The organism is Chryseobacterium sp. GM_Chr_2 (genome assembly GCF_026540445.1).
Classification (GTDB): Bacteria; Bacteroidota; Bacteroidia; order Flavobacteriales; family Weeksellaceae; genus Chryseobacterium.
Window position 1 is genome coordinate 90,722 of the sequence record NZ_JALNUD010000013.1, and the last position, 26,674, is coordinate 117,395.

Here is a 26,674-nt window from a genome sequence, read left to right on the forward strand (position 1 = left end):
ACACTGCATCTTTTTTTATGACAATTATCATTTTCTAATCTTATAGAACTCCAGTACTTTTGGGGCTTGCAAAAAAGAAACTAATCGGCAATAAACTATTTGGGTATGATTAAAAAACTAGGGAGCATTTTTTTCGTGGGTTCGGCACTTTTCGTGAGCGCTCAGGAAAAGAGTTCAGAGATCGAAACGATTGAAATTCAGGGGAAATTTATTTCTACACCTTATAAATCCGCTAATCAGAATATTACGGTGATTACAAAGGAAGAAATTGCGAATTCACCTGCCAAAAGTATCGATGAAATGCTTCAGCAAGTTGCCGGAATGGATATCAGAAGGAGAGGAGCGAATGGCGTACAAAGTGATGTGGCTTTCCGAGGAAGTTCTTTTGAGCAGGTTTTATTACTCATCAACGGAATCAGGATGAATGATTCTCAGACTGGGCACAATTCTTTAAATATTCCTGTAGATTTAGAAGATGTTGAACGAATTGAAGTGATAAAAGGTCCTGCTGCAAGAAGATTCGGACAAAATGCCTATGCGGGAGCCATTAATATTATCACCAAGATCGGTCAGGGCAAAAAAGTAAAGATTAGTGCCGAAGCGGGGGATTATGAAACCTATGGGTTTGGAATGAATGCCAATCTGGGAGGTGAAAAATTTTCAAATTCATTAAATATAAACTCCAACAGTTCGCAGGGATATATGCATAATACGGATTATGATATTCGGAATGCTTTTTATCAGAGTCAGTTGAAGATCAAAGATGGAGATTTGAGATTGCAGGCTGGTTTTTCGGAAAAAAAGTTCGGTGCAAATGGTTTCTATTCTTCAGCAAAAGCGACAGAGCAATATGAGGAAATGCAGGCTTCTATCATCAGTTTGGCTCACAGACAGAGTTTTGGAAAGCTAAAATTGAACTCAAATGTGTATTGGAGAAGAGGGCAGGATATGTATTTGTATATCAGAGATAAACCGGAAGTTTACCGAAATATGCACATCGGGAATAATGTAGGCGGAGAGGTGAATTCCAGCTATAATTGGGCTTTGGGAACCACGGGTTTAGGGGTTGAGTTAAGAAAAGAATTTTTGGCAAGTAATAATTTAGGACATAGAGATCGTTTTGTTTCTCAGGTTTTCTTTGAGCATTATTTTTCTTTTTTTGATAAAAAATTAAATATCTCTCCGGGAATTTCTTGGGCAAATTATTCTAATGAAGGTAATTTTTTCTATCCCGGTTTAGATGTAGGATATAATTTCAATGAAAACAATAAAGTGTACGGAAATGTCGCTAAAGTTCACAGAGTTCCTACATTTACCGACCTTTATTATTCAAGCAATACAGAAAAGGGAAATGAAGCTTTGGTTCCTGAAAATGCCGTGTATGCAGAAGTTGGTTATCAATACCAGACGAAGAGCCTTTTAGCAAAAGTAAGCGGATTTTTAAGAAGCTCTAATAATTCGATTGATTGGATGAAAATGACGATCGATGATCCTATTTGGTATGCTCAAAACGTTGGCGATATTGAAACGAAAGGTGTAGAAATAGAGGTGAATCATCAGTTGATGAGCTGGCTGAAATATTCATTAGGATATACTTATTTAGATAATGATTTTAAGCAACCTAAGGATTTTGTTTCAAGATATACTTTAGATAATTTAAAGCATCAAGTTGTTGCTAAATTACAGACTACTTTCCTGAAACATTTTACCAATGAAGTCGTTTACCGATATAATGACAGACTGAACCAATCGAGTTATAATCTGGTGGATGAAAAGCTAACTTTCAATCAAAAAGATTTTTCGGTTTACGTTTTAATCAACAATTTAACAAATACAAAATATTCTGAAGCGTTTGGGGTGAAAATGCCAGAAAGTTGGTTCCATATTGGTTTTACCTACAATATTCAATATTAAATTAATGTTAATTGAGAATGAATTAAAGTTAATATTACAAAATTGTTAATTCAATTACATTTGCAAAAATTTTTTAAATGAAACTGTTTGTAAGTCTTAGTTTACTTTTAAGTGTTACATTTTTCAAAGCTCAGGAGCATGTATCCAGCTTCAATGCCCTGACTCTGACTTACAAATTTCATCCTAAGTTTTTCCTCTATGCAGAAGGGCAATCAAGAGGTATTGAAGAATATTCTTATCCCGATTATTACGAAATAAAAGGTGGTTTAGGATATAATCTTACTAAAAATCACAAACCTTTCATTGGTTTGGGAAGATATGCAACGTATAAAGATCATGCGATTAACAAAGAAGAATTCCGTGTGTGGCTTCAGGATGTGATCGATTTCAAAAAAGGAATTGTAAAATTCGAGAACAGACTTCGTGTAGAAAAGTCGTGGTTTAATGAGCCGAAAAACGATAAAACCTCTGAAAGAATGCGTTACCGTTATCGTCTGAATATTTCTGTGCCATTAAATGCTAAAAGCATCAAGCCGGGAACTGTTTTTGCCAATGTTTACGATGAAATCTTTGTAGTTACCCCTATGAAACCTGCTTTTGCAAGAAACAGAGTTTACGGCGGTTTTGGATATCAAATCGATGAAAACTTCGGAATCTTGGGCGGTTATCTTTGGCAAAGAGAATTTGAGGCAAAAGGCAACAAAAACGTACATTTTGTATATCTTGCTTTAAACATCAATATAGACGATACTAATCCTCCTGCCAAAACCTACCATTTCCCTGGAGCAGATTAATATTTGTCAATCAAATAATGATACGCTTTCAGGTATTTGTTGAATCTTTTGATGTCTTTAGGAACCAGTTCACCCGTCACTCTTCGAAGATCCATATTGTCGCGAAGGTCATTTAATTTTACGGCAACGGCAAGTGGCGATCTTTCAGTACGTTTTACGAATTCGTCATAGCTTTCATCCGGATCAAACTTTGTTAAACAGCTGATAGCGAAAACAATATATTCTGGGAAACCTTCGTTTCTCAGAAAATCCAGACTGAATTCTACAGGATGATCTTCTACCACATCATGTAAAACACCGACAATTTTTTCGTCCATCGTTTTACCATATTCCATAACTCTCATTACGTGAGCAATATACGGTGCATGGTATTTGTCTTTTTGACCTTTATGTGCCTTATCGGCGATTTTTATAGCTTTGTTTAGTAATTCTTCTTTTGTCATCCCAATTGGAAAATAGAGTACAAAAATAAAAAATGCCACCACATTCTAAAGATTTTTTTCAGGAATTATTTTACATAATATTCATGTTTTGTTTCATCTTTCTTCTCAGGCATTTTAAATGATATTTTTAAGACCTTTTTAATTGATGGAATAAAGTTTTATTAGTATTGATTATCAAACTTATTTTAAATTTAACCGCAAAAGAAACAAAAGACTTTATTGGATTTATTTTAAGCATTCCAAAAGTCTGCAAAAAGAAAAGCCCCAAAACTTGAGGCTTTATTTATCAATTAATTATTTGTATCGTTTTCTACAGAAGCATTTGGAGCATTGTTTTTCACCGAATCAATACCTTTTTCCATTCCATTATCAGATTCGTACATCTGGCTGGTTCCGATCACCTGTCCGTTTCCGGCTTTAAGATTGAAATACCAGCGACCATCTTTTGCCGTAAGCCTTTCAAATCGTGCATCATCCGGAGCATTTTTCTTTACAGATTCTATTCCGTTTTCACATGAAGCTTTAGAGTTATATCCCTGGCTAGTCAGGATAACTTGTCCGTTTGCAGCTTTTAGATTAAATTGATAATCGTCATTTGTTCTCTTAGAGATAATAAATTTTCCCATTGTTTGATATTTAAAGTTTATGATTTTAGTTTATTTTGATGTTTTTTCTTTTTCTGTGGGAGTTGCATTCAGAATTTTATATTGAGAATGATTTTGATTGCTTGATTTTAAGCCTGAATAAATACTATCGTTAGGTTTAAAAACAGGCATATTATCCAGATTTTTTCTTTTGATTTTTGTTTGAACGGTATCTTTTGAAATTTTAAATTTGGCACTATCCGATTTTTTTTGCGGATCAATTTTCTTTCTTTGTGCATTTGCAGAAATAGAAAGTAAGAGCATTAGGAATAATAAAAGTCTCATCAGTTTGAATTTTTTTTAAAATTAATAAAAATTTTCTTTATAAAGGACTTAAAATCTATTACTTATTGCAAAAAATAATTTTTACTGGGTTATTCTCATTAACAGAAAATTGATTAACTAGAAATTCATTTATTTTTAATCGTATTTAAAATAATGTTTGTTAAGAAAGAAAAATCATTACTTTTGAAGTCAACTAAAAAAATTAAAAACTATGAATTGGTACTTAAAAGTATTAAAACAGTACGCTGATTTTAACGGAAGAGCAAGAAGAAAGGAATATTGGATGTATCTTTTATTCAACATGATTTTCGCTATTGTAGCTACAATTTTAGATAATCTTTTGGGATTGAGATTTAACGAACAAATTCCTTATGGATATATTTATTTGTTGTATGTTCTTGCAACTTTCCTTCCAAGCTTAGCGGTTTCTGTGAGAAGATTGCATGATGTTGATAAAAGCGGATGGTTTCTGCTTATTTCATTTATTCCTATTATTGGTGGGATTTGGCTACTAATATTATATTGCACAGAAGGAACACAGGGAAGAAATCAATATGGTGAAGATCCTAAAGGAAATTATAATGAGATCAACGAAATAGGTCAGAAAGAATTTTAAAGTCATAAAAAAACCGGAAGTAAATTCCGGTTTTTTATTTGTGAAAACATTTTATTAATAATGTCCTTTTTCAATATAATGCGCAGCCACCTTTTCAGTTAAAGCAACTACATTCGGATGGTTTGTATACTTCGTGAATCTTCTCAATCCAGAAAGCATCATTCTTTGCTCGTCACCTTCCGCGAAAGAAACAATTCCTTCTTTTGCCGATGTAATGATTTTTTCAACCGCTTTGTAAAGATTTAATTGAGCCATTGAAGCTTCCACAGAATCAGCAGAGAAATGTTTTTCTGCTCTCAAAACAGCAGATTCTGCCATGTAGATTTGATTCAATATTTCAGAAGCATTTAATAATAAATGTTGTTGTTTTTCAATATCCATCATATATTTTTGAAGCGCAGCACCGGAAACCATTAAGAAAACTTTCTTAAGATTGGCGATGATTGCTTTTTCTTCGCTCATGAATTCAGAATAATCAGGAACTTCGAATGACGGAATTCCCATCAATTCTTTGCTGATCGCCATTGCTGGAGAAAGTAAATCTAATTCTCCTTTCATTGCTCTTTTAATCAACATTCCAACGGCAAGAAGTCTGTTGATTTCGTTAGTTCCTTCATAAATTCTTCCGATTCTTGCGTCTCTCCATGCAGATTCCATTGGTGTGTCTTCTGAGAATCCCATTCCTCCGTAGATTTGGATTCCTTCGTCTGCTGTATTTTGAGTTAAATCTGAAACAAAAACTTTAAGAATTGAAGCTTCTACTGCAAATTCTTCAACACCTTTTAATTCAGCTTGTTGATGATCCATTCCTCCTGCAACCAATTCTGCAATTTTATCTTCAACATTTTTTGCTAAACGGTAAGAACCTGCCTCACTTACGAAAACTCCGGTTGACATTTCAGCAATTTTCTTTCTGATCGCTCCAAAAGTTGAAATTGAAACACCAAACTGTTTTCTTTCGTTTGAATATTGAATCGAATGGTTTAAAATTCTTCTTTGTCCGTCAAGGTTTGCAGCAGCTAATTTAATTCTACCAACATTTAACGCATTCAAAGCAATTTTGAAACCGTTGTTTCTTTCGCCCAACATATTCTCAACAGGAACTTTCATATCATTGAAGAAAACCTGACGAGTAGAAGATGAACGAATTCCTAATTTATGCTCTTCCTCGCCGAAAGTTAAACTTTCAGGATTCTCCAATTCAGAACGATTGATTACAAAACCTGTGATGTTTTTATCATCATCAATTTTAGCAAACAAAGTGAAAGTATCTGCAAAACCTGCATTGGAAATCCACATTTTTTGTCCGTTGATGATGTAATGTTTTCCGTCCTCAGACAATCTCGCTCTTGTCTTTCCTGAGTTTGCATCAGAACCTGCATCTGGCTCAGTCAAACAATAAGCTCCGAATTTTGTTCCCGTTGCTAAGTCTGGAAGATATTTCTTTTTCAATTCTTCACTTCCGTAAAGTAGAGTTGGCAACGTTCCAATTCCTGTGTGAGCTCCATAAGCTGTTGCTAATGAGCCGTTTCCTCCTGAAACATAATCACAAGCCAACATGGTACTCACGAATCCCATTCCAAGACCTCCATATTCTTCTGGAACGGTGATTCCTAATAATCCCATTTCGCCCAACTGACGCATTGTTTGTTCCGTTAATGCATAATCTTTTTTCTCAAAACGATCATGGTGAGGAATTACTTCTCTATCTATAAATTCTTTCGCGGAATCGCGAAGCATTTTTTGTTCTTCGTTCAGTTCTTCCAAACTGAAAATTTCGTTTGCAGGAATTTCTTTAATCAAGAATTCTCCACCTTTTAATATATTTCCCATTTAATATTTGATTTTTTCTTATTATTTTTTGAGACTTTTAGATAATAGACGGATAGAGGATAGACTTTTTCACTCTTTTAAAAGTTATTTTATTATCTATGTTCTATCAGTCTATTATCTTTTAGTCTTTATTAAGCATATTCTGAAATACCATTGTTGCTCTTTGAAATTCTTCAATTTTTATTTCAAAGGTTTCGCAATTTTCATCAGATAAATATTTTCTATGATTTGCTAACAATATTTTAGTTTGCAATTCAAAAGATGAACCCAAAGAAATATCTAAAAAATGACTAAAAGACTTATTTGTTCTGCTTGAACCTTCGGCTATATTTGAAGGAATGGAAATTGAGCATCGATCCATTTGGCTTTTCAAACCATATTTTTCATAAGCTGGAAAAGTATCGGTAAGATCTAATGTTCCTCTTGATAATTCCATACCCATTTTCCAAATTTTAAGCTTTTTAAAATTGTGTCTTTTAAAATCATTCATCATTTTTTCTTGTGTGTTTCTAATCTATTATCTATCAGTCTATTCTCTTTTTATCTTTAAAGAAGCTCAAAAATTGAAGCAGCACCTTGTCCCGTTCCCACACACATAGAAACCATTCCGTATTTGTTTCCGCGTTTTCTCATTTCGTCCAGAAGCTGAACGGTTAATTTTGTTCCTGTACATCCAAGTGGGTGACCAAGAGCAATTGCGCCTCCATTAACGTTTAAAATATCAGGATTTAAGCCTAATTCTTTTTTGATGGCAACAGACTGTGATGCGAATGCTTCGTTTAATTCGATTAATTCAATATCTTTTAATTCTAAACCTGCTTGTTTTAATGCTTTTGGAATCGCATAAATAGGTCCCATTCCCATGATTCTTGGTTCAAGACCTGCTGCTGCATAAGCGACTAATCTTGCTTCTGGTTCAAGACCTAATTCTTTTATCATTTCCTCACTCATTACCATGACGAAAGCGGCTCCGTCGCTCATCTGAGAAGAATTTCCTGCAGTTACGCTTCCTCCGTTGGCGAAAACGGGTCTTAATTTAGACAAACCTGCCAAAGAAGTATCTGCTCTTGGTCCTTCATCTACCGAAAAGTCAAACTTTTTAGTCTGCATCTTTTGATTTTCATCAAGAAAATTATATTCAACAGGAATCGGAACAATCTGGTTGGCAAATTTACCTTCTTGGTTGGCTTTTAAAGCCTTCATATGAGATTCAAAAGCAAACTGATCCTGCTCTTCTCTTGTGATATTATATTGTTTTGCAACTTCTTCCGCCGTATAACCCATTCCCCAATAATAATCAGGATTTGTTTTGGCAATATCCGTTTCAGGAACCGGTTTATAACCTCCCATCGGAATATAAGACATTGATTCTGTACCTCCTGCAATAATGCAATCAGCCATTCCTGCCTGAATTTTCGCAGAAGCAATGGCAATCGCCTCACTTCCGGATGCGCAATATCTGTTTACGGTAACTCCTGGAACTTTGTCAGTATTTAAACCCATCAGGGAAATTAAACGAGCCACATTTAAGCCTTGTTCAGCTTCTGGCATCGCATTTCCTACAATAAGGTCGTCGATTCTGTTTTTGTCTAATTGCGGAAGTTCAGCCATTAATTTTTCAATCACGGTTGCCGCCATTACATCGGGTCTTGTGAATCTTAAACTTCCTTTTGGAGCTTTTCCAACGGCAGTTCTGAAACCCTTTACTATATATGCTTGTTTTGACATTTTTTTGTTAATTAAAAATTAGTTTAAAAGTTTTTGCCTCGTAGAGGTAAAATGTTAATAGCTTTTTTGTTTTGCAATATTTACGGAGCTCCGTAGGAGCGACCTGTTAATCTTCAATCCATTCAAATAAATATTTTGAATCATATTCAATTTCAAATTTTTCCATAAAATCTAAATATTCTTCTCTGAATGTTTTCTTTTTATGATGTTCTTCTTGGTTTAAAATATATTTTACTACAGAATCTACACTGCTTTTAGAATAGGAAAATGCTCCGTACCCTTCCTGCCAATTGAATTTTCCGTTTGTCCATCCTTTTTCATTAATAAATTTTGATGAACCAGCTTTAATATCTCTTACTAAATCTGAAATTGAGACTGTTGGACTCAGACTTACAAGAATATGTACATGATCCGGCATTGCAAAAACTGCAAATAATTTTTGATTTCTATTGGAAACAATACCTGTAATAAATTTATGTAATTCTTCTCTGTTTTCTTTTAAAATCAGGCTTTGTCTTCCTTTGACAGCGAAAACAATTTGAATATAAATTTGAGTGTATGTATTTGCCATAAAAATTAACAGGTCGCCTCTACGAGGCTCGATGTTTTCTAAAATTATTCTGCTATTAACAGTTCGCTCCTACGGAGCTCCCTATTAATTTCTTAGCGGTTTCCCCTTCTGTAACATGTACTGAATTCTCTCCAATGTTTTTCTTTCCCCACAAAGTTGTAAGAAAGTTTCTTTTTCAAGATTCAATAAATATTGTTCAGTTACGATTGTTGGTTCAGAAAGATTTCCGCCGACCATCACGTTGGCCAATTTATCTGCAATTTTTTTGTCGTGTTCAGAGATGTAATTTCCGGTTAACATTTGGTCGGTTCCTACATAGAACATTCCCAATGCATCTTTACCAAGAACTTTTACTTTCTGTTCGATTGGTTGCGTGTAGCCTTGCTCAGCTAATAGTTTTGCTACCTTTTTAGCTTCGGCAATTTGTCTGTTTTTACTTACAGAGACAATGTCTTTTCCTTTTTCAAGAATTCCCATATCGTACGCTTCATAAGCTGAAGTCGCTACTTTACCCATTGCGATATTCATGAAAGCTTCACGAAGTCTGTTGTTTTTAACATCATCACTGTGGAATTCTCTTGAGGTTCTCAATGTTAATTCTTTCGTTCCGCCACCGCCAGGAATTACACCAACTCCGGTTTCAACCAATCCAATGTAAGTTTCTGCTGCTGCGACAACTCTATCGGCGTGCATAGTCATTTCGCAACCGCCACCAAGCGTCATTCCGTGAGGAGCGACAACAACCGGAATAGAAGAGTAGCGAACTCTCATCATCGATTTTTGGAAATAAGCAATTGCCATATTCAAATCATCCCAATCCTGTTCGATCGCCATCATTAAAATCATCGCTAAATTGGCTCCAACAGAGAAATTAGTGCCTTGATTTCCAACAACTAAACCGTCATATTCTTTTTCAGCTAAATCAATCGCTCTGTTTAATCCATCCAAAACTTCGCCTCCCAAAGAGTTCATTTTAGAACGAATTTCAAAGTTGATAATTCCGTCGCCTAAATCTTCAATTGCAGCTCCTGAATTACTCCAAAGCGTCTTGTTTTTTCTGATATTATCTAAAATAATGAAAGCATCCTGGCCCGGAATTTTATTGTATTCTCCTGAATTTTTATCAACATAAATACTTTGTCCTTCATCATTTATTTTATAGAAAGTTTCTACATTTTTTACCCAGTCTGAAACTTGATAACCAGCTTCTGTAGCCAATTCAATACCTTTTTGAACGCCAACAGCATCCCAGATTTCAAACGGTCCATTTTCCCAACCGAAACCTGCTCTCATCGCATCGTCGATTTTATAAACTTCGTCAGAAATTTCAGGAACTTTATGCGAAACATAAGCGAATAGCGCTCCCAAAGATTTTCTGTAAAGCTCTCCGGCCTTGTCTTTTCCACCAATTAAGACTTTAAATCTATCAATTGGTTTATCAATATTTTTAGTTAGTTCTAAAGTAGGGAAAGAAGATTTTCCTTGAAGTTCGTATTCTAAAGTATCAAGATTTAATCCGTGAATTTCAGATTTTCCTTCTGCATTTTTTATTTTTTTGTAGAAACCTTGTTCAGTTTTAGAACCTAACCATTTATTATCAACCATTTTCTGGATATAATCTGGAAGGGCAAAAACATTGTTAAAGTTATTCGCTTCCACGCCGCTTTGACGAACACCGTTTGCAACCATCACCAAAGTATCCAAACCAACAACATCCGCAGTTCTGAATGTTGCAGACTTTGGACGGCCAATTACAGGACCTGTCAATTTATCAACTTCAGAAACGGTTAAACCTAATTTCTGAACATTATGAAGCAAATCCATCATTGAGAAAACTCCGATTCTGTTGGCGATAAATGCTGGAGTATCTTTTGCTAAAACAGTTGTTTTACCTAAGAATTTTGCTCCGTAATTCATGTAGAAATCAATGATTTCCGGATTTGTATCGTTGGTGGGAATAATCTCTAAAAGAGGAAGATATCTTACAGGATTAAAGAAATGCGTTCCTGAAAAATAATGTTTGAAATCGTCGCTTCTTCCTTCCACCAACATATTAATTGGAATTCCAGAAGTGTTTGAAGAAACCAAAGTTCCCGGTTTTCTGAACTGTTCGATTTTTTCGTAAACAGATTTTTTGATGTCCAGTCTTTCAACTACAACTTCAATAATCCAATCTGTATTTTTTATTTTTGGTAAATCATCATCAAAATTTCCAACCTTGATTCTATCTGCGAATTTCGGAGAATAGAGTAGAGCCGGACTTGCTTTTTTCAGTTTTTCAAAGTTTTCAGAAGCGATTCTGTTTCTTACCGCTTTGTCATCCTTTGTCAAACCTTTTTTCTGTTCTGCTTCAGTGAGTTCAAAAGGAACGATATCCAACAACGAAACTTCTACACCAATATTGGCAAAGTGCGCTGCAATACCGCTTCCCATAATTCCTGAACCAAGAACTGTAACGTGTTTGATTCTTCTTTTCATTTGATTTATTGATTTGTATATTATTTTTTATTATTTAAATCTGTCGCAATCTTCATGATTTCGGTCATTACTTCCTTAAAAGTTTCCAATTTTTCAGGAGCAATTTTTTCCATCACTCTTTTGTTGAAATTCACGACAACCTCTTTAGACATATTTCTGGAATTCAATCCTTTGTCTGTAAGTTTAATGATCACTTCACGCTTATCTGTGGTGGTTTTTTCCTTATAGATATATCCGTTGTCTTCGAGAAGTTTAATAATTCTTGTGAGGGAAGTTGGCTCGATTGCCATTTTAGGTCCCAGATTCGTACTTCTTGTTCCTTCTTTCGGGTCGATTTTAAGAAGAGTAAGGGCTTGTACAGCCGTAGAATCGTGTTCCTGAGCTAATTCTGTATACATTTTCGAAACAGCTAACCAGGTCTGCTTCAAAATTAGATCTACATTTTCTATTTTATCCTTGTTATTGTCCATCAAAATTTGTTGAAATGGTTATATTCAAATATAATAAATATTATGCATGCATAGTATTTATTAACGTTAAAATTTGTTAATAATCTGATTATAAATGAATTAAATTGTATGATTTGCATAATACTATGCATGCATAGTATATGGAATGTATAAAGAAAAGAGTGGATTAATAAATGGTTTTCACGAAATTAATAATTTCTTCAAAAGATTCGCATTGTTGTTTTAAAGAATCATTAGAAATTAACCAAAAGTTGTTTTGAAACTCAAAATGTAGAGCAGAAAGGTCTCTTTGAAAGTTTTTTTGAAGCAAAGAATACAACATTTCTTTATAAAAATCCGGAGCAACGATTTTTGGCGCAACAAATTTGTCATTAATTTGAAATAAAGAAGCGTTGATCAATTCATCATGTTGAAGCAAAACATCCTCAACAATTCCGGAATACAAATGATTGTCTTTTAAATACCAAATTTTGTCTGCAAATTCCTTTGCCAAGCGCCAATCGTGAGAAGAAAAAAGAATTAATTTATTTTGCTCCTGTGCTAATTTTCGAAGCGTTTTTAAGATTATAATTTTATTTTTTTCATCCAAATGAGTGGTTGGCTCATCAAGAATAATGATAGGAGAGTTCTGCGTTAAAGCTCTCCCAATAAAAGCTTTTTGAAGATTACCGTCTGAAAGATTTTTAAGCAAAGTATTTTTATATTGAACTAAATCGAGTTCTTCGATGATATGCGAAACTTCGTCTCGGTCTTCTTTTTTAAGCTCAAAATAAAAAGGATAATAGATATATTTTCCCAGCGATATTAAGTCTTCAACCGTATAATTCTGCGGAATGATTGACTTTGAAAAAACCACTGCAATATTTTCTGCAATTTCTTTAACGGAAAGATGTTTAACATTTTTATTATTGATAGAAATTTCTCCACCCAAAATCGGGATCTGATGTAAAATAGATTTAATTAAAGTGGTTTTTCCGACACCATTGTTACCAATCAACAAGCATACTTCTCCTAAATTCAAATGGGCATTTGCATTTGAAATTAAGGTTTTGTTGTAGCCGATGTTTGCTTGGTTGATTTGTAGGTGCATCTAATTTTCTTTAATAACAATGTTAAAAATAATTATTGATAAGAATATAAAAACAGGTAGAAGACTAAAGAAAAAGTAAACGAACTTTTCCTTTTTAAGTTTGTTTAAACTATAATATGCTAAAATAATAGAACCAATCATTGGAAGAGGAAAACCTATAAATAAATGGAATAAGTTTGAGTAGCTATAAATCCAATGCAAAGATTGATTTAATCTAAATTGATTACCAAATTTGATCAAAACAAAACTCACTACAAACAAAAAAATGTTTGCAATAATTAATTGTTTTTGTGTTATTTTGATATTCATTTTAGATATTAAATGTATCTCTACAAATTTAGCTTAGATTCCTACGGAATGACAAATTGGACGTTTTATCTTTAAATTTAATGAAAATTACTCTCAATCATCTGCGTAATCTGCCAAATCAGCGAGAGATTTTAAAATTAACAATTCACTCATTCACCATTCACTTTCACACTTTATTCTGTCTCAAAAGCATCATCAAAATTACAGGAATTCCAAAAACGGAACTTATCACATTCAAAGGAATCTGAGATTTTTCGGCAATGATTGAGAAAAACAACATCATCAACATTCCTAAAAACATATTTAAAATCCATTGCTGCCAAAGTTTTGCGGGATTATAAATCAATCTGCAAAAATGCGGAACAATAATTCCAATGAATAAAATTGGACCCAAAAACGCTGTGACAGAAGCAGAAAGTAAGGAGGACGCAACAATAATAAATATTTTAAGTTGATTTAAATTTACACCTAAACTTTGTGCATATGAAGTTCCTAATGAATTTCCGATCAAAGGTTTAATGGTTTTAAAACAAACAAATAAACCTATGAAAATCAGAATTGATAAAACATAAATCTGATTTCTCGTCACCATATTATTGGCTCCAAAAGACCACAGAATATAGTTTTTCAGGCTTTGATTTTCAGCATAAAATTGAAGCAAAGAAACAATTGCTCCCGCAAAAGCTGAAACCAAAAATCCAAATATGATCAAATAAGATTTATCCTGAAATTTATTCGACATTGAAAGCAAAACCAGCATTAATAATAAGCTTCCTGCAATGGCCGCTAAACTTAAAAAACTGTTTTGAAGAAATTCAGGAATCAGAATATCATGTGAAAAAAAAATATAAAATGCAACTGATAAACTCGCTACGGAAGTTATTCCCAAAATGTCAGGTCCCGCCAAGGGATTCTGAAAATATTCCTGCATCAGAAAACCGGACGTCGGAATTGAAATTCCAGCCAAAAGCATAACTAAAACACGGTTTACTCGTATTTCTGCAATCTGACTATTGGAAGATTCTGAAAAAAAATCCTGAATATTTAAACTTAAAAATCCTGTGTTTAAATTAATGACTGCCATGAAAATAATCGCGATCATCAAAAGCAAGCACAGGATTCTGAATTGAGTTGACATTCTAAAAAGTCAAATTTATTGTAAGAAAGAATTGATTTTTTTATCCAATTCACCTTCTGTCATCATTCCTAAAAATTCTTCCGTTTTATCACCTTTTCTAAAATAGGTAAAAGGAATAGATCCTCCGTCCCATTGTTTGAAGTTTTTCGGAAAGAAATTCTCATCAAGTTTTTGTCCGTCAAGCAAAACAATATTTTCAGCAAGCCCATTTTCGTTTGCGAACTTTTTTACAGCGCCATTCCATTCAGATTTTTCATCCAAATTCACGAAAGTAAATTTTACAGGTTTTCCTTTCAATTCGTTTATTTTATTCTTAAAATGAGGAATTTCTCTCATGCACGGTCCGCACCATGTTGCAAAGAAATTCGTTACATATAAAGTGTCGTTATTTTTTGCTAAATAATCACCTATTTTTTCTGGGGCAATTTCCGGAGAAGTGAATGTATTGCTTGAAGCATCCGTATGTTCGGTTACGGAAACAGAATCTGTAGCTGTTGTGGCATCATTTTTCTGGCTTTCTTTTTTGCAACTTGCCAAGGCAAACAGAACAAGCGTGGATAAAATTATCTTCTTCATAAATTATTTTTTATCTATTTTTGAATTGAAGTATGGAACAACAAATCTATAAAGGGAAACTAACGCAGTTTCATTGGCTAAAAATAACGAAAAAGGAAGAACTGACCAAAAATACTTTTTCTCTGGAGTTTGAAATTCCTGAGAATTTGAAGGAGAATTTTGAGTTTGATGCAGGACAGTTTCTAAGTGTAAAATTTCAATCTCACGGGGAAGAAATTATTAATGACTATTCAATGACTTCAGCGCCTTACGAGAAAAAAATAGCGTTGGGAATAAAAGTGAATTCGCCTGAAGGAGCAACTTCTCAGCTATTCAAAAATTATCATGTTGGAGACAAATTGCTGGTTAGTGAACCTAATGGAAGATTTACTTTAATATCAAAACCAAGCGAATTCCGAACGATTGTTGGATTTGCTGCAGGAATTGGAATTACTCCGATTTTAAGTCATTTTAAAAATATTCTTCATAATGAACCAAGAACAAGGTTGTTTTTATTTTACGGAAATAAAAGTTCAGAGGATTTAATTTATAGAGAAACTCTGGATAATCTGGCGAAAACCTATCGTGACAGACTGCAGATTTTTTATTTTTATTCGAGAGAGAAAACGGATAATCATTTCTTTTATGGAAGGCTTGACGAAAAAAAATTGGGTTTAATTATTAATCAAATTCTGCATTTAGATGATACCGATGAAGAGTCTACTATTTGGGACGCTGTAGATGATGTTTTGATCTGCGGAAAAGGTGAAATGATTAAAGCTCTTGCCAATGCGTGCTATCATCATGGGATTCCGAAGAAAAATATTCACTTTGAGCTTTTTCAGGAATTTAATGACGATATTTATCCTGTAGAAAAAGAATTTCCATTGATTGAAAATGTGGAAGTGGAATTTAAAATGCTTGGAAAGGAATATCAAACGAAGCTTCCGACCAATGAAGAACGAATTCTTCAACAATTATTGGTTCAGAAATTTGAAGTTCCATATTCTTGCAAATCAGGAATCTGCGGAAGTTGTGAATGTGTTTTGGAAGAAGGAGAGGTGGAATTGCTGGAAAATGAATATTTAACGGAAAAAGAAGAAGCGAAAGGTCATATTTTAGCTTGTATGTCGATAGCGAAAACTAAAAAAATAAAGCTTAACTTTGATTTGACTTGAGAATCATAAGAAACATATTTAATTTAGGTTTTATATCAATCGAAATTGGTATTCTTCTGATATGTCTTGCCAATGCGTGGGTTTTTGCATTGACGGACGGAAGAACGTACACTAAAATTTCTAAAATTCCGCCTAGAGAAATTGCTTTGGTTTTGGGAACTTCCCCGAAAATGCGATCCGGTGTTTCCAATCCTTATTTTACAAAAAGGATGGATGCAACGGCTTTGTTGTATCATCACGGAAAAATTAAGAAAATTATTGTAAGCGGCGAAAAAAGTACAGGTTACAATGAGCCTGCTGCCATGAAAAAGTATCTCATATATCAGGAAGGGGTGCCCGAAGATATTATTATTGAAGATCCGAAAGGTTTCAATACCTATAAAAGTATTTTACGTTGTAAAGATGTTTACAAGAAAGATAATGTGATTATCGTTTCACAAGGTTTCCATAATTTAAGAGCATTGCTTTTCGCAAGAAATAATAGTATGAATGCTTTAGGTTTTGATGCTCAGGATGTCACAAAACCAGAAAGTTACTACAGAAACCAGTTCCGAGAGATACTCGCCAGAACGGTTGCTGTAGTTTATTTTGCATTGGGAATTTCGCCGGATTAGAAAGGATATCCAAACGCGATATTCAATGTAGGTTTGAATGGATTAAAATTATTAAATCTCCATTTTTCTCCATCCGGTTTGTTCGGATCGTAAATTTTATAGGCTAAATCTACTCTTAAAGTAATGTAAGCAACATTTACCCTCAATCCGAAACCGCTACCGATACCCACTTGGCTTAAGAATTTATTAAATTTAAACTCATCTCCGTAGCCATCGTTGTAGTTTTTAAGACTCCAGGTGTTACCAATATCCGTAAACAATGCTCCTTCATACATATCTGTAAAAGGAACTCTTAATTCGATATTGGTGGTTAATTTAATATTATCAGTCATATATGTTCGAACTCTCTCATCGACCTGAGAATCAGCCGGACCAAGACCGCCGAAAGCCACCCAAGCACGGATATCGTTCGATCCACCGTTAAAATATGATCGTACAATCGGCATATCTTTAGAATTTCCGTAAGGGATTCCGACGCCGATAAACTGACGAAGAACTAGGGTATTTCTGTTAAATTTAAAATACTTTCTCGTATCAATATCAAATTTCACAAATTGTGCATAAGGAATTCCGAAAATGGTTCTTTGTGGTTGTGTCACAATACCGCCACCGTCGTTTCTTTTTTGGTTGAAAGCACTTAAAATATTTCCTGCTAATTCTACTTTTCCATTGAAATAAAAGGCATTAGGATAATCTTTCTTACCAATTTCATTATAGACAAAATTGTAAATCATAGATGAAATAATTACATCCTGAGTTTGTCGGTCTTTATTTACCAAAGTTCCGATAAATGCGGTATAAAGATCTTGCCCCTGTGCATCTAAAGTTCCATGATACAGATTGTCTTCAGTTATTAATTGTGAAACCTGATCTCTGGTAAGTAAACCTGCTTTAAACTCGTCTCTTACATTGGTATTGTAGGCGAAATAATTTTGGAAAATCTCTTCCCTGATCGCATTATCATTTACGAAATAATCATAATAAGCTGATTTATTTTTAGTTAAACTCAGCTGTGTATTAAACAACGTTAGTTTGTGATATACCTGATCATTTACATTCGCCTGATAATTTAAGCCTGTATTAAAATTCACCCTTCCCAAGCCAATATTATTTTGAATTGATGCTCCTAAAATAATAGATGAAGTAGGGGTGTATCTTTTGGGGATAAATTTATAATAATCAAACGGAAGTAATAACCTTGGGAAATTAAGTGATCCTTGAGCCGAAATTTCGTATGCTAAAACTCTCTTATTGATATCCTGAGTACTTCGAATAGATCCAAATGTTCCGGATAAACTTGTGGAAAGATTTTCCATGCCCCTGAAAACATTTCTTGTCGTTAAATCGATAGATGGAGAAATCCCCAAATTCAGAAGCTGGGAATAATTAACATCTGTTCCTACTTTTAACTCATATTTAGGAAGAGGTTTTAGCAGATATAAAACATCTACAATACTGTCATTCGGAGCAGCTCCTCCGCCATGTCTTAATGAATCTCTAGCTTTTAATATGCTAAAGTTGTTCATTGTAAGAAAGTTTCTCTTTGTTACGTCAAGCTTTTTTTGATCATAAACCTGCTTGCTGTCAACAATAATAGCACGCCATAATGATGAACTTTTGTAATTATCATTCATCTTATGGAATCGAACTCTTCTTAAACTGTCTTTCTTTGTATTATTTGGAAAATCACTGGCATCATCTACAATAGCAACGTCAATATTTCCAATAGTTGCTACTTTATAAGGTGTGTCAAGAGAATCTCTATGAATTTCAAGCGTTAAAGGAACCTGCTTTCTGCTTTTCAAAGAATCGGCAACAAAATATACTTCCTCGTTGGAGTTATTGAATCGATAATAACCATTTTTCCGCATCAAATCATTAACTCTTGTTACCTCTTTTTCAAGAACGGTTTGGTCTAAAACCTGTCCGGCTCTTATATTCGTTTCCCATTTAGACTGTTCATAAACAGACTTAATTTTAGGATCCGGAATATTATAATAATAGTCTTTTATATAAGTAGCATCGTTATGTTTGATGAAATAATTTACAGCCGCTTTTTTACCTGTAGAATCTAAATTGTGTTTAAATTTTACTTCAGCATCCCAAAAACCTCTATATGTTAATCTTTTTTCGATAGATTCGGCACTTTTTTCAGTTCTTGTCTGGTCTAAAATTACGGGAGGAGTTCCCCAATTGTGATATAACCTATCCATCAATAGACTTTTTCCAATACTACTTTTCATATTGTATTTAATGAAAAGAGAATCTCTTAATTTCTGATTTCTCATCTCATTAGGATACGTCATATATTCGTTAAGAAGTGTGTCGTATTTAGGATTGGCAGCATTATAAAGCAATAAGCTTAAAGGCATAAAGAGCAATTGCTTTTTATTGGGCTTTTGCTGAACATAATTTTTTAATTCATCATCAAAACTTTCTTTTTTATCTTCAAACTCAAAACTGTTTTTGGTAAGCAGATATTCGCCATCAGGAACTTTCTTCGTCGTACTACAAGCATACAAGAGACCAACAAATGTTGCAAATGAAATAATTTTATAATACTTTTGAGGAGAATTCTTATAATGCTTACAGCTCATACAATAAAAGTTTTACAGTCTTTAGATAAAAAGAAGTTCAGACAAAAATACAATTTGTTTTTGGTTGAAGGTAATAAAATCATTTGTGAACTTGAATCTAACTTTAAAATTAAAGAAATTTTCTCTACGGATCCGCAAAAATTAGACCGTACAGATGTACCAATTACTCATATCTCTGAAAATGAGTTGAAAAAAATTAGTTTTCTTCAAAATCCGAAAGATTCTGTGGCGATTTGTTATTTAAATGAAGAAAAAAAACTGGAAGATAAAAATATTCAACTGGTTTTGGATGGCATTCAGGATCCCGGAAACTTAGGAACAATTATTCGTCTCGCAGATTGGTTTGGTATTGAACAAATTATCTGCAGCGAAGACACTGTAGATTTCTATAATCCGAAAGTAATTATGGCGAGTATGGGCTCTTTTACGAGAGTCAATATGGTTTATACTAATTTGGTAGAATATCTTTCAAAAACAGAAAATGTAAATATAGGAACCGATATGGATGGCGAAAATATTTATACATTTGAAAATCCTGAAAAAATCAACCTTATTTTAGGAAATGAAGGAAAGGGCATGCGCCCAGAAACAGAAAAATTAATTAAGAAAAGTATAATGATTCCAAGATTTGGAAAGTCGCAATCTACAGAAAGCCTGAATGTTTCTATGGCAGCAGGGATTATTTTAGGACAGCTCTTTCGATAGTGAAAATAGAGTTTTAGAGTTATAGAGTCAGAGGATTTTAGAGTTTATCATTCTTTCTAAACTCAAACACTCCCACGCTATAACTCTAAAACATCATATAAGCTGTTCCATACTGGAAACACTTTTGTTTTTCTGGTAGCTTTCCAGTTGTTTTCTTACATATTTTAAAGCAATTGGGGCAAGATAAATCATGGCAGCACCTAAAAGTTTCTTTTTCCAGTTAGAGCTTTTCATGTTCTTTTTAGCATAATTTCCTACCAAAGCAGTTACGCCCAATCTTACCACGCCGTCTAAAGCATTTCCTGAAAAGGCAGAACCTGCAATGCCCATTGCTGTATTTTTACTCAGTAAAATATCTTTTACTTCTGAGGTAACCTGTTTTGCGATAACATCTTTGCGAATTACCACTTTTTCTTCACCGTTTTCGCCTACCTTTTCCTGAAGATATTGATCCGTCAGTCCGTTTGTAAAGGCGCTTAAGCTTTCTTTTGTGTTTTTAAATGTCAAAAGATTTTCAAGATCATCAATTTCCCCCTTCAACAATTTTTTCTTTATTCTTAATTCATTTAAATTTTCGTAGTTTCTCCCCATAGTTTAGTGGTTTAAAAATTTAATAACACTGTCTGCCACAGTATTTACAATCTTATTCTTAAAGATAACGATAAAAATCATGATTACAAAATAAAATGCAGCCACTATCAGAAAGCCGAAAGATGTATTATTCAGTGCTTTACCAATAAGAAATGCTATTCCAAAATTGAAAAGAACAATAAAAAAGGCAAAAGCAACAAGCAGTACTACGAAATAGGCAATCATTCCTGCAGAAAGGGAAGATTTTTCGGTTGCCTCAATTTTTAAGAGGTCAATTCTCTTCGATGCGTATTCTTTAATAGTCTCTATCATTGTTTTTTTTTAAAAGTTACAAAAAAAGGAACTTTAATTTCCAAAGTTCCTTTTAATAATTTAATCAGAAATTAAATTATTTATTTTTTAAGATCGTTTAATTCTGCCTCTACATCTTTTACTACGTTAGTTGTCTGAGACACAATTTGATCTTTGTATTTATCGTAACCGTCCTTTACTGTGTGTGCTACACTATTTGCTGTTTCTTTGAAAGTAGAAGAAATATTATTGTATTGATCTTTCACTTTTTCAGAAACCTCACCGTATTTATCCTTAGCCTGATCTTTAAGATCATTTGCCTTATTTTTGATTTTCTTTCTTGTTTCTTTTCCTTCTTCAGGAGCGTAAAGCATTCCTAAAATTACACCCGCCGCAGCACCTGCAAGAAGTCCTGCCAATATACCCGCTGTATTGTTTCCTTTTCTAGACATTTTTCGTTTTTTTAATAGTTAATAAAGATTAGTTTTTACACTGATAAAGTCTACAATTAACATACCAAAGGAGCCAAATGTCGTAATAAAAGTTGTTAAATCTTTTCGATGTGAGATAAAATAGTGTCTATTGTTTCTTTTTTCGTCAGATTCGTATTATCAATGACAATAGCGTCTTCTGCCTGACGTAATGGCGCAATTTCTCTTTCGCTGTCTATTTTGTCACGTTCAATCAGATTTTGTTTTACCTGTTCTTCATCTGCTTCAATGCCTAAACTTTTCAGTTCGAGAAATCTTCTTTTAGTTCTTTCATCGATGCTTGCTGTTAGGAAAAACTTGTAATCTGCATTGGGTAAAACAACCGTTCCAATATCTCTTCCATCCATAATAATCCCTCCTTTTTCGGCTAAATTACGTTGAGACTGCAACAGAAAATCTCTTACTTCTTTTTGCTTGGCAACCAAACTTACATTATCTGAAACTTCGGTGGTTCTGATTTGTTTTGAAATATCAATATGATTAAGGAAAAGAATCAATCCTCCTTCCTGATTTTTAAATTCAAGATCAATTTGATTTAAATTTGAAAATAACTTATTTAAATTAATAGATCCTGCTTGATCGGTACAATTTTGTAATGCAAACCAGGTAACCCCACGATAAAGAGCGCCTGTATCAAGATGAATAAGTCCTAATTTATCGGCAATAATTTTTGAGATTGAACTTTTTCCGGTAGACGAGTACCCATCGATAGCAATTACAGGTTTTTTCATACCGCAAATTTCAAAAATTTTTCTTTAAAATCAAGAAAACCTTAAGAAAATCTCTTAAGGTTTTTGTTTTATATTGTTTATCAATAGGATCTGAATTAATATCCTGCATGGCTGCTTAAATCTACCGAAACACCTATCTGATTGACATTCGAGGCGTTATGGTATCTTATGTGTGCATAATCTAAACGGAATCTCGCAAGCTTGATTCCAAAACCACCGGAAAGTCCGGAAAAGTTTCTTTGATCTGCAACGGCCATTTCATTTCCTCTTTTTACATTATATCCTAATCGAATATTGAAATTCTTCTCAGGAAATAACTCTGCACCCACAGAAAAGTGATCGGCAATTTTTCTTCCTACATTTACTTCCTGTCCGTCTACATTATAGGGTGAAGAAATATCAAACTCCTGCAAATCGTGAGCGGTAATGGTAATCGCCAAAGGAATTGCCTTCAACGTTCTTGTATATCCAAGATCGATTCTGAAAGGTAGGTTTTCTCTTGTTCCGTTAAATGATTTAAACTGATATCCGAAATTTCTTAAAACTAAAGAGGCAACTTCCTTACTTTTCTTATTGTGATAAGTGATTCCGGCAGTTCCTGCGATGGCAGAAGAAGTATAATTATCAATTTTTGAAGTGATGAAATTTAAACCTCCACCAATCGTCCAGTCTTCTTCAAACTGATAAGCATATCCTGCTCCGATAGCAACATCAGAAGCTGAAAATGTTCCGTTTTCGTAACCACTTTCATCTGTTCTCGGGATACTCCCGTAGCTCATATATCGTGCATTGAGGGTGGCCATGTGACCGTTTTCAAAGTCTCGGGCATAGGCTATGGTTCCGTATTTGGAGTCTGCCAGATATGCAGCTCCGTTAACAGAAAGCTGTTTATCAGAATCTTTATTTAACAACGCCGGGTTTGCAATCGCAAAGGAAGCATCATAATCTCTTATGGTAATTGCATCTCCACCCAAGGCAGCCTGTCTTGCAGACACAGGAATGTTTAAGAAAGGATAAACATTTGCTCCTGTTTGTGCATAAGAAACAATTCCTGACAGAAATAATGAAAAAATGACAATTTTCTTCAATTCAGTTTATTATTAATGCAAAAATAATCCTTTTTCGTACTTTTCAAAATATTTATCACATTATTTATACGTAAATAGTTAAGTTTTGTGAAAATTGTGGTTTTCATTTGATTTTGAAGTGGAAATCGGGAGGAAAAACATTGTATTTTTTGGCAGATTTTGAACTGGTGGGCAGATCCCTAGCCCCGATTGAAGCTTTGTTTGAGCTCATTTTCCTGGTTTCGGCGGCGGCTGGCAAAGCCAGCCGCCGCCGAAACCAGGAAAATAGCGAGTGCGAAAAGCGGGAAATAGCTTCTTGAAAAAGAAATAAGGAGAAAAATTTTCAATAATAATTCAGAAAAAGCCTTTATTAAAGGTATGAAACACCACTTTTAAAATTTATGATCTATAATATAAAATCAACCTTATTAATGATTATATTTGCAAAGTCAAATTTTGACGCATTCTAACGAAAAAAAGTTATTTAAAATAAAGATGAAATATAAAAGAATCCTTCTTAAACTGAGTGGTGAGGCCTTAATGGGTAACAGACAATATGGTATTGATACGGACAGGCTGCAGGAATATGCTGCTGAAATCAAGAAAGTGGTAGAAAAAGGCTGTGAAGTTGCCATAGTAATTGGAGGAGGAAATATTTTCCGTGGTGTTGCAGGTGCTGCAAAAGGTATGGACCGAGTGCAGGGAGATTATATGGGAATGCTTGCTACAGTAATCAACGGAATGGCTTTGCAAGGCGCTTTGGAAGATGCAGGAGTGAAAACCAGACTTCAATCTGCTATCGAAATGGACAAAGTAGCGGAACCTTTCATCAAAAGAAGAGCGGTAAGACATCTTGAAAAAGGTAGAGTCGTGATCTTCGGAGCAGGAACAGGAAATCCTTATTTTACCACAGATACAGCGGCAACATTAAGAGCGATCGAAATTGATGCTGATGTGATCTTAAAAGGAACCAGAGTAGACGGTATCTACGACAGCGATCCTGAAAAAAATGCTGACGCGGTAAAATATAATTCTTTATCTTTCGACGAAGTTTATGCTAAAAACCTTAAAGTGATGGATATGACAGCATTTACGTTAAGCCACGAAAATAAATTGCCAATCATTGTTTTTGATATGAATAAAGATGGTAATTTAGAAAAAATTGTAGACGGAGAAAATGTTGGTACTTTAGTTGACTTATAAGTTAAGAGCCAAGTAAAAAGTAAAAAGAGCCAAGTGGAATAAAAACTACAAAGTTAATAAGTAAATGAACTTTTTACTTTTAACCTGTTTCTTTTTACTTGAATCATTTATAAATGTGTAATTTATCAAATTTTTATTATATAATGGAAGAATTAGATCTTATAGTAGAATCTGTACAGCAGGACATGGAAGCAGCTATTAAGCACTTGGATCATGCATTTCAAAGAATCAGAGCGGGGCGTGCGTCTACAGCAATGGTTCAGGATGTGATGGTAGAGTATTACGGGGCTCCGACTCCGCTTAATCAGGTGGCTAACGTTTCTGTACCGGATGCCATGACAATCTCTATTCAACCTTGGGACAGAACAGCGATCAACGCTATTGAAAAGGCAATTATTAACTCAAACTTAGGTTTTGCACCTTCTAACAACGGGGAAAATATTATCCTTAATGTACCGCCTTTAACAGAGGAAAGAAGACGCGAATTGGCAAAACAGGCTAAGGGAGAAACTGAAGATACAAAAATCGTTGTAAGAAACGCAAGACAAAATGGTTTGAAAGAACTTAAAAAGTTAGACGGTGTTTCTGAAGACCTTATTAAAGGGATTGAAGTAACTATTCAGGAGCTTACAGATAAATATGTGAAAGCTTGTGATGATCATCTTAAAGTAAAAGATGCTGAAATTATGAAAGTATAATTTTCAGTCTTGAAAATATAAAAGAGGTTTCCGCTTTGGGAATCTCTTTTGTTTTATGGGCAAAGTACTTTGTCTTTTTTATCTTTGTTTTTCAGAATGGTTTGGTAGGTTTTCATCAATTCTTTTACATCACATTTTCCTTCTTTATTCGGAACCGTTTCGGGATCTACATTTTTACCGGCTGATCTGATGATGAAGTTTTTCTCTAAACACTGGATCGGATTATCGTTTTGCAGATAAATTCTTTGTTGATTGATACTGTCTTTTGTAATCGGTTTTTCAGGAGTTCCACCATCAAATTGCCATAATGTATCATCTTTAAAAATAAAAAATACCTTGTCATTTTTCACATAATATTTCGTGACAGAAGAAAAATGACTATCCGAAAAAAAGTGTTTTACCATTTTCAGGCTCTTGTTTTCATAATAGAAATACACGTCACCTTCTATTTCTTCACAGTTATAATCAAAGCCGGTTGAATCGAGTTCTTTAGCTAATAATTTATTGTTGAGAAGAGCAAATTCTTTCTTGATTTCATCAATGTTTTGAGGATTTTCGTTGGATTGGGTTGAATCATTTTTAACTATTAAACTATCTTTTGATGATTCATTTTGAATAGCCGAATTCGATTCTTTTTTGCATGAAATAACCAATGCGAGGCAAAGTGTTGTGATTACAATTTTCATATAATAAATTTGGTTGCCCAATAATACGAAAAAAATATACTTCAGATAAAGAAAAAAGCAGTTTCAAAACTGAAACTGCTATTATTTTTATTAAAATTAAACTGTCTATTTACAGTTTTCGTTATAATCGTAAATTACTTCATTTACAATAGATAATTTGTCTACGGTTGCATTTTTAATTTCATCTCTGATGAATTTTCCAAGACCTGTTCTTTGCTTTTCTTCATTTTTTAAAGAACCATATTCACCTTTTGTCATTTTTCCTTTGGTGAAAGGGCAATCTGCAATCGCTATTTTTACTTTTGCAGGCGTAAAATCTTCAACTTTTCCTCCTTTTTTTGAATAAACATAATCCGGATTGTTGATCAATCTGTCAGATTCCTGCTTGGTAATAGCTTGCGAACTGTTGGATAGTAATGCCGTTGGATAACCGTATAATTTATACACTTTAATCTTACCTTCTGTTACCAATTCTGCAAACTGAGAGGTTCTCGTAAGATTATTTAAGGCTTTAAAACCTGCGCCCAATCCTGTAGAGCTTTCAGAGCTGTTAAGTGCTTCTCTGGTATTGGTATATTTTATAGATTGAAAAACTCTTGGCGTATCACCTTCAAAAAGCATATATTCTTTAATATCATCGGCATCATACGTTTTGAATTTTATTCTGTTTTTCGTTTTATCGATGTCTGAAACTGCGGCAAATTTAACTTTCACCTGATTTTGCCACGGACTGGAATAACCACCGTATAACTGTACAACCCCGTCTACTTTTTTTCCGGCTTTATCGATGATATAACCATATTTTTCACCATTGTACGTTTCAGTTTCTTCCTGAGCATAAGCATTGAAAGAAGCAAGGCTTAATAAACCCACGAGTAAAAATTTCTTCATGTTATTAATTTTAAAATTCGGACAAAGATAATTTTTTATCCTTAATTAAAGATTAAATAAATA

The 26,674-nt window shown here is 33.8% G+C and carries 28 protein-coding genes; 8 read left to right on the plus strand and 20 right to left on the minus strand.

All coding sequences use genetic code 11. The annotated features are described in order from the left end of the window. Positions 1-105 precede the first annotated feature (105 nt). Together OXQ85_RS17910 and OXQ85_RS17915 are read left to right on the plus strand one after the other, a co-directional pair. A complete protein-coding gene (locus tag OXQ85_RS17910; RefSeq protein WP_267406252.1) occupies positions 106-1,914 on the plus strand; it encodes a TonB-dependent receptor in 1,809 nt (602 codons plus the stop codon). 77 nt (positions 1,915-1,991) lie between these two features. Then, positions 1,992-2,708, plus strand: a complete 717-nt coding sequence (locus OXQ85_RS17915; protein WP_267406253.1) for a DUF2490 domain-containing protein — start codon at positions 1,992-1,994, stop codon at positions 2,706-2,708. On the opposite strand, the gene OXQ85_RS17920 is transcribed toward OXQ85_RS17915, so the two are convergent. The 3 genes from OXQ85_RS17920 to OXQ85_RS17930 form a co-directional block, all read right to left on the minus strand. Then, positions 2,705-3,151 (minus strand): phosphohydrolase, encoded by a 447-nt coding sequence (locus tag OXQ85_RS17920; RefSeq protein ID WP_267406254.1) that lies wholly within the window; start codon positions 3,149-3,151, stop codon positions 2,705-2,707. The two genes, OXQ85_RS17915 and OXQ85_RS17920, sit on opposite strands and share 4 nt — an antisense overlap. A gap of 290 nt (positions 3,152-3,441) precedes the next feature. Continuing rightward, positions 3,442-3,777 carry a YegP family protein gene (locus tag OXQ85_RS17925; protein WP_267406255.1) on the minus strand — a complete coding sequence of 112 codons (336 nt, stop codon included), beginning with the start codon at positions 3,775-3,777 and terminating at the stop codon, positions 3,442-3,444. Between the two features lie 30 nt (positions 3,778-3,807). Beyond that, positions 3,808-4,080: a hypothetical protein gene (locus OXQ85_RS17930; RefSeq protein WP_267406256.1), complete on the minus strand. Its 273-nt coding sequence runs from the start codon at positions 4,078-4,080 to the stop codon at positions 3,808-3,810. A 211-nt stretch (positions 4,081-4,291) separates the two neighbouring features. Between OXQ85_RS17930 and OXQ85_RS17935 the strand changes: the two genes are divergently transcribed. Further along, positions 4,292-4,696: a DUF805 domain-containing protein gene (locus OXQ85_RS17935; RefSeq protein ID WP_267406257.1), complete on the plus strand. Its 405-nt coding sequence runs from the start codon at positions 4,292-4,294 to the stop codon at positions 4,694-4,696. Positions 4,697-4,750: 54 nt separating this feature from the next. Here the strand turns inward: OXQ85_RS17935 and OXQ85_RS17940 are convergent, their stop codons facing one another. The 9 genes from OXQ85_RS17940 to OXQ85_RS17980 all read right to left on the minus strand — a co-directional run bounded on the left by OXQ85_RS17940 (position 4,751) and on the right by OXQ85_RS17980 (position 14,889). Then, positions 4,751-6,529 carry an acyl-CoA dehydrogenase family protein gene (locus OXQ85_RS17940; protein WP_267406258.1) on the minus strand — a complete coding sequence of 593 codons (1,779 nt, stop codon included), beginning with the start codon at positions 6,527-6,529 and terminating at the stop codon, positions 4,751-4,753. Between the two features lie 121 nt (positions 6,530-6,650). Continuing rightward, entirely contained in the window at positions 6,651-7,019 is a 369-nt protein-coding gene (locus tag OXQ85_RS17945; protein WP_267406259.1) for a four helix bundle protein, read from the minus strand. 56 nt (positions 7,020-7,075) lie between these two features. Further along, positions 7,076-8,257, minus strand: coding sequence for an acetyl-CoA C-acyltransferase (locus tag OXQ85_RS17950; RefSeq protein ID WP_267406260.1), 1,182 nt, complete (start codon positions 8,255-8,257; stop codon positions 7,076-7,078). 106 nt (positions 8,258-8,363) lie between these two features. Next, positions 8,364-8,828: an IS200/IS605 family transposase gene (tnpA, locus tag OXQ85_RS17955; RefSeq protein ID WP_267406261.1), complete on the minus strand. Its 465-nt coding sequence runs from the start codon at positions 8,826-8,828 to the stop codon at positions 8,364-8,366. Positions 8,829-8,912: 84 nt separating this feature from the next. Next, a complete protein-coding gene (locus OXQ85_RS17960; RefSeq protein WP_267406262.1) occupies positions 8,913-11,306 on the minus strand; it encodes a 3-hydroxyacyl-CoA dehydrogenase/enoyl-CoA hydratase family protein in 2,394 nt (797 codons plus the stop codon). A 20-nt stretch (positions 11,307-11,326) separates the two neighbouring features. Continuing rightward, positions 11,327-11,776, minus strand: a complete 450-nt coding sequence (locus tag OXQ85_RS17965) for a MarR family transcriptional regulator (protein WP_267406263.1) — start codon at positions 11,774-11,776, stop codon at positions 11,327-11,329. Positions 11,777-11,942: 166 nt separating this feature from the next. Then, positions 11,943-12,866, minus strand: coding sequence for an ABC transporter ATP-binding protein (locus OXQ85_RS17970; protein WP_267406264.1), 924 nt, complete (start codon positions 12,864-12,866; stop codon positions 11,943-11,945). Positions 12,867-13,341: 475 nt separating this feature from the next. Then, positions 13,342-14,313 (minus strand): iron ABC transporter permease, encoded by a 972-nt coding sequence (locus tag OXQ85_RS17975; protein WP_267406265.1) that lies wholly within the window; start codon positions 14,311-14,313, stop codon positions 13,342-13,344. Between the two features lie 15 nt (positions 14,314-14,328). Further along, positions 14,329-14,889 (minus strand): thioredoxin domain-containing protein, encoded by a 561-nt coding sequence (locus OXQ85_RS17980; protein ID WP_267406267.1) that lies wholly within the window; start codon positions 14,887-14,889, stop codon positions 14,329-14,331. A gap of 32 nt (positions 14,890-14,921) precedes the next feature. On the opposite strand from OXQ85_RS17980, the gene OXQ85_RS17985 reads away from it, so the two are divergent. Together OXQ85_RS17985 and OXQ85_RS17990 are read left to right on the plus strand one after the other, a co-directional pair. Then, positions 14,922-16,046 (plus strand): ferredoxin--NADP reductase, encoded by a 1,125-nt coding sequence (locus tag OXQ85_RS17985; protein ID WP_267406268.1) that lies wholly within the window; start codon positions 14,922-14,924, stop codon positions 16,044-16,046. Continuing rightward, positions 16,043-16,660: an ElyC/SanA/YdcF family protein gene (locus OXQ85_RS17990; RefSeq protein ID WP_267406269.1), complete on the plus strand. Its 618-nt coding sequence runs from the start codon at positions 16,043-16,045 to the stop codon at positions 16,658-16,660. Before OXQ85_RS17985 ends, OXQ85_RS17990 begins: the two co-directional genes overlap by 4 nt. Here the strand turns inward: OXQ85_RS17990 and OXQ85_RS17995 are convergent. Further along, the gene (locus tag OXQ85_RS17995) at positions 16,657-19,257 is read right to left on the minus strand and encodes a BamA/TamA family outer membrane protein (protein WP_267406271.1); all 2,601 of its coding nucleotides are present in this window, start codon (positions 19,255-19,257) and stop codon (positions 16,657-16,659) included. The genes OXQ85_RS17990 and OXQ85_RS17995 overlap by 4 nt on opposite strands. On the opposite strand from OXQ85_RS17995, the gene OXQ85_RS18000 reads away from it, so the two are divergent. Beyond that, positions 19,243-19,962, plus strand: a complete 720-nt coding sequence (locus OXQ85_RS18000) for an RNA methyltransferase (RefSeq protein ID WP_267406272.1) — start codon at positions 19,243-19,245, stop codon at positions 19,960-19,962. The two genes, OXQ85_RS17995 and OXQ85_RS18000, sit on opposite strands and share 15 nt — an antisense overlap. Before the next feature lie 93 nt (positions 19,963-20,055). Here OXQ85_RS18000 and OXQ85_RS18005 read toward each other — a convergent pair whose 3' ends face one another. From OXQ85_RS18005 to porQ, 5 genes are all read right to left on the minus strand, one after another. Next, on the minus strand, positions 20,056-20,553 hold the full coding sequence (locus OXQ85_RS18005) for a phosphoribosyl-ATP pyrophosphatase (protein ID WP_267406273.1): 498 nt from the start codon (positions 20,551-20,553) through the stop codon (positions 20,056-20,058). Between the two features lie 3 nt (positions 20,554-20,556). Continuing rightward, complete coding sequence (locus OXQ85_RS18010) at positions 20,557-20,865, minus strand: phage holin family protein (protein ID WP_267406274.1); 309 nt, start codon at positions 20,863-20,865, stop codon at positions 20,557-20,559. A gap of 80 nt (positions 20,866-20,945) precedes the next feature. Continuing rightward, the gene (locus tag OXQ85_RS18015) at positions 20,946-21,296 is read right to left on the minus strand and encodes a YtxH domain-containing protein (protein ID WP_267406275.1); all 351 of its coding nucleotides are present in this window, start codon (positions 21,294-21,296) and stop codon (positions 20,946-20,948) included. 95 nt (positions 21,297-21,391) lie between these two features. Then, entirely contained in the window at positions 21,392-22,066 is a 675-nt protein-coding gene (gene cmk, locus OXQ85_RS18020; RefSeq protein WP_267406276.1) for a (d)CMP kinase, read from the minus strand. Between the two features lie 95 nt (positions 22,067-22,161). Continuing rightward, a complete protein-coding gene (gene porQ / locus OXQ85_RS18025) occupies positions 22,162-23,154 on the minus strand; it encodes a type IX secretion system protein PorQ (RefSeq protein WP_267406277.1) in 993 nt (330 codons plus the stop codon). 474 nt (positions 23,155-23,628) lie between these two features. On the opposite strand from porQ, the gene pyrH reads away from it, so the two are divergent. Both pyrH and frr read left to right on the plus strand, forming a co-directional pair. Beyond that, positions 23,629-24,336 (plus strand): UMP kinase, encoded by a 708-nt coding sequence (gene pyrH, locus OXQ85_RS18030; RefSeq protein ID WP_267406278.1) that lies wholly within the window; start codon positions 23,629-23,631, stop codon positions 24,334-24,336. A gap of 143 nt (positions 24,337-24,479) precedes the next feature. Next, entirely contained in the window at positions 24,480-25,034 is a 555-nt protein-coding gene (gene frr, locus OXQ85_RS18035; protein WP_267406279.1) for a ribosome recycling factor, read from the plus strand. 53 nt (positions 25,035-25,087) lie between these two features. On the opposite strand, the gene OXQ85_RS18040 is transcribed toward frr, so the two are convergent. Both OXQ85_RS18040 and OXQ85_RS18045 read right to left on the minus strand, forming a co-directional pair. Beyond that, entirely contained in the window at positions 25,088-25,720 is a 633-nt protein-coding gene (locus OXQ85_RS18040) for a hypothetical protein (protein WP_267406280.1), read from the minus strand. A gap of 105 nt (positions 25,721-25,825) precedes the next feature. Next, the gene (locus OXQ85_RS18045) at positions 25,826-26,611 is read right to left on the minus strand and encodes a hypothetical protein (RefSeq protein ID WP_267406281.1); all 786 of its coding nucleotides are present in this window, start codon (positions 26,609-26,611) and stop codon (positions 25,826-25,828) included. Positions 26,612-26,674: the final 63 nt, after the last annotated feature.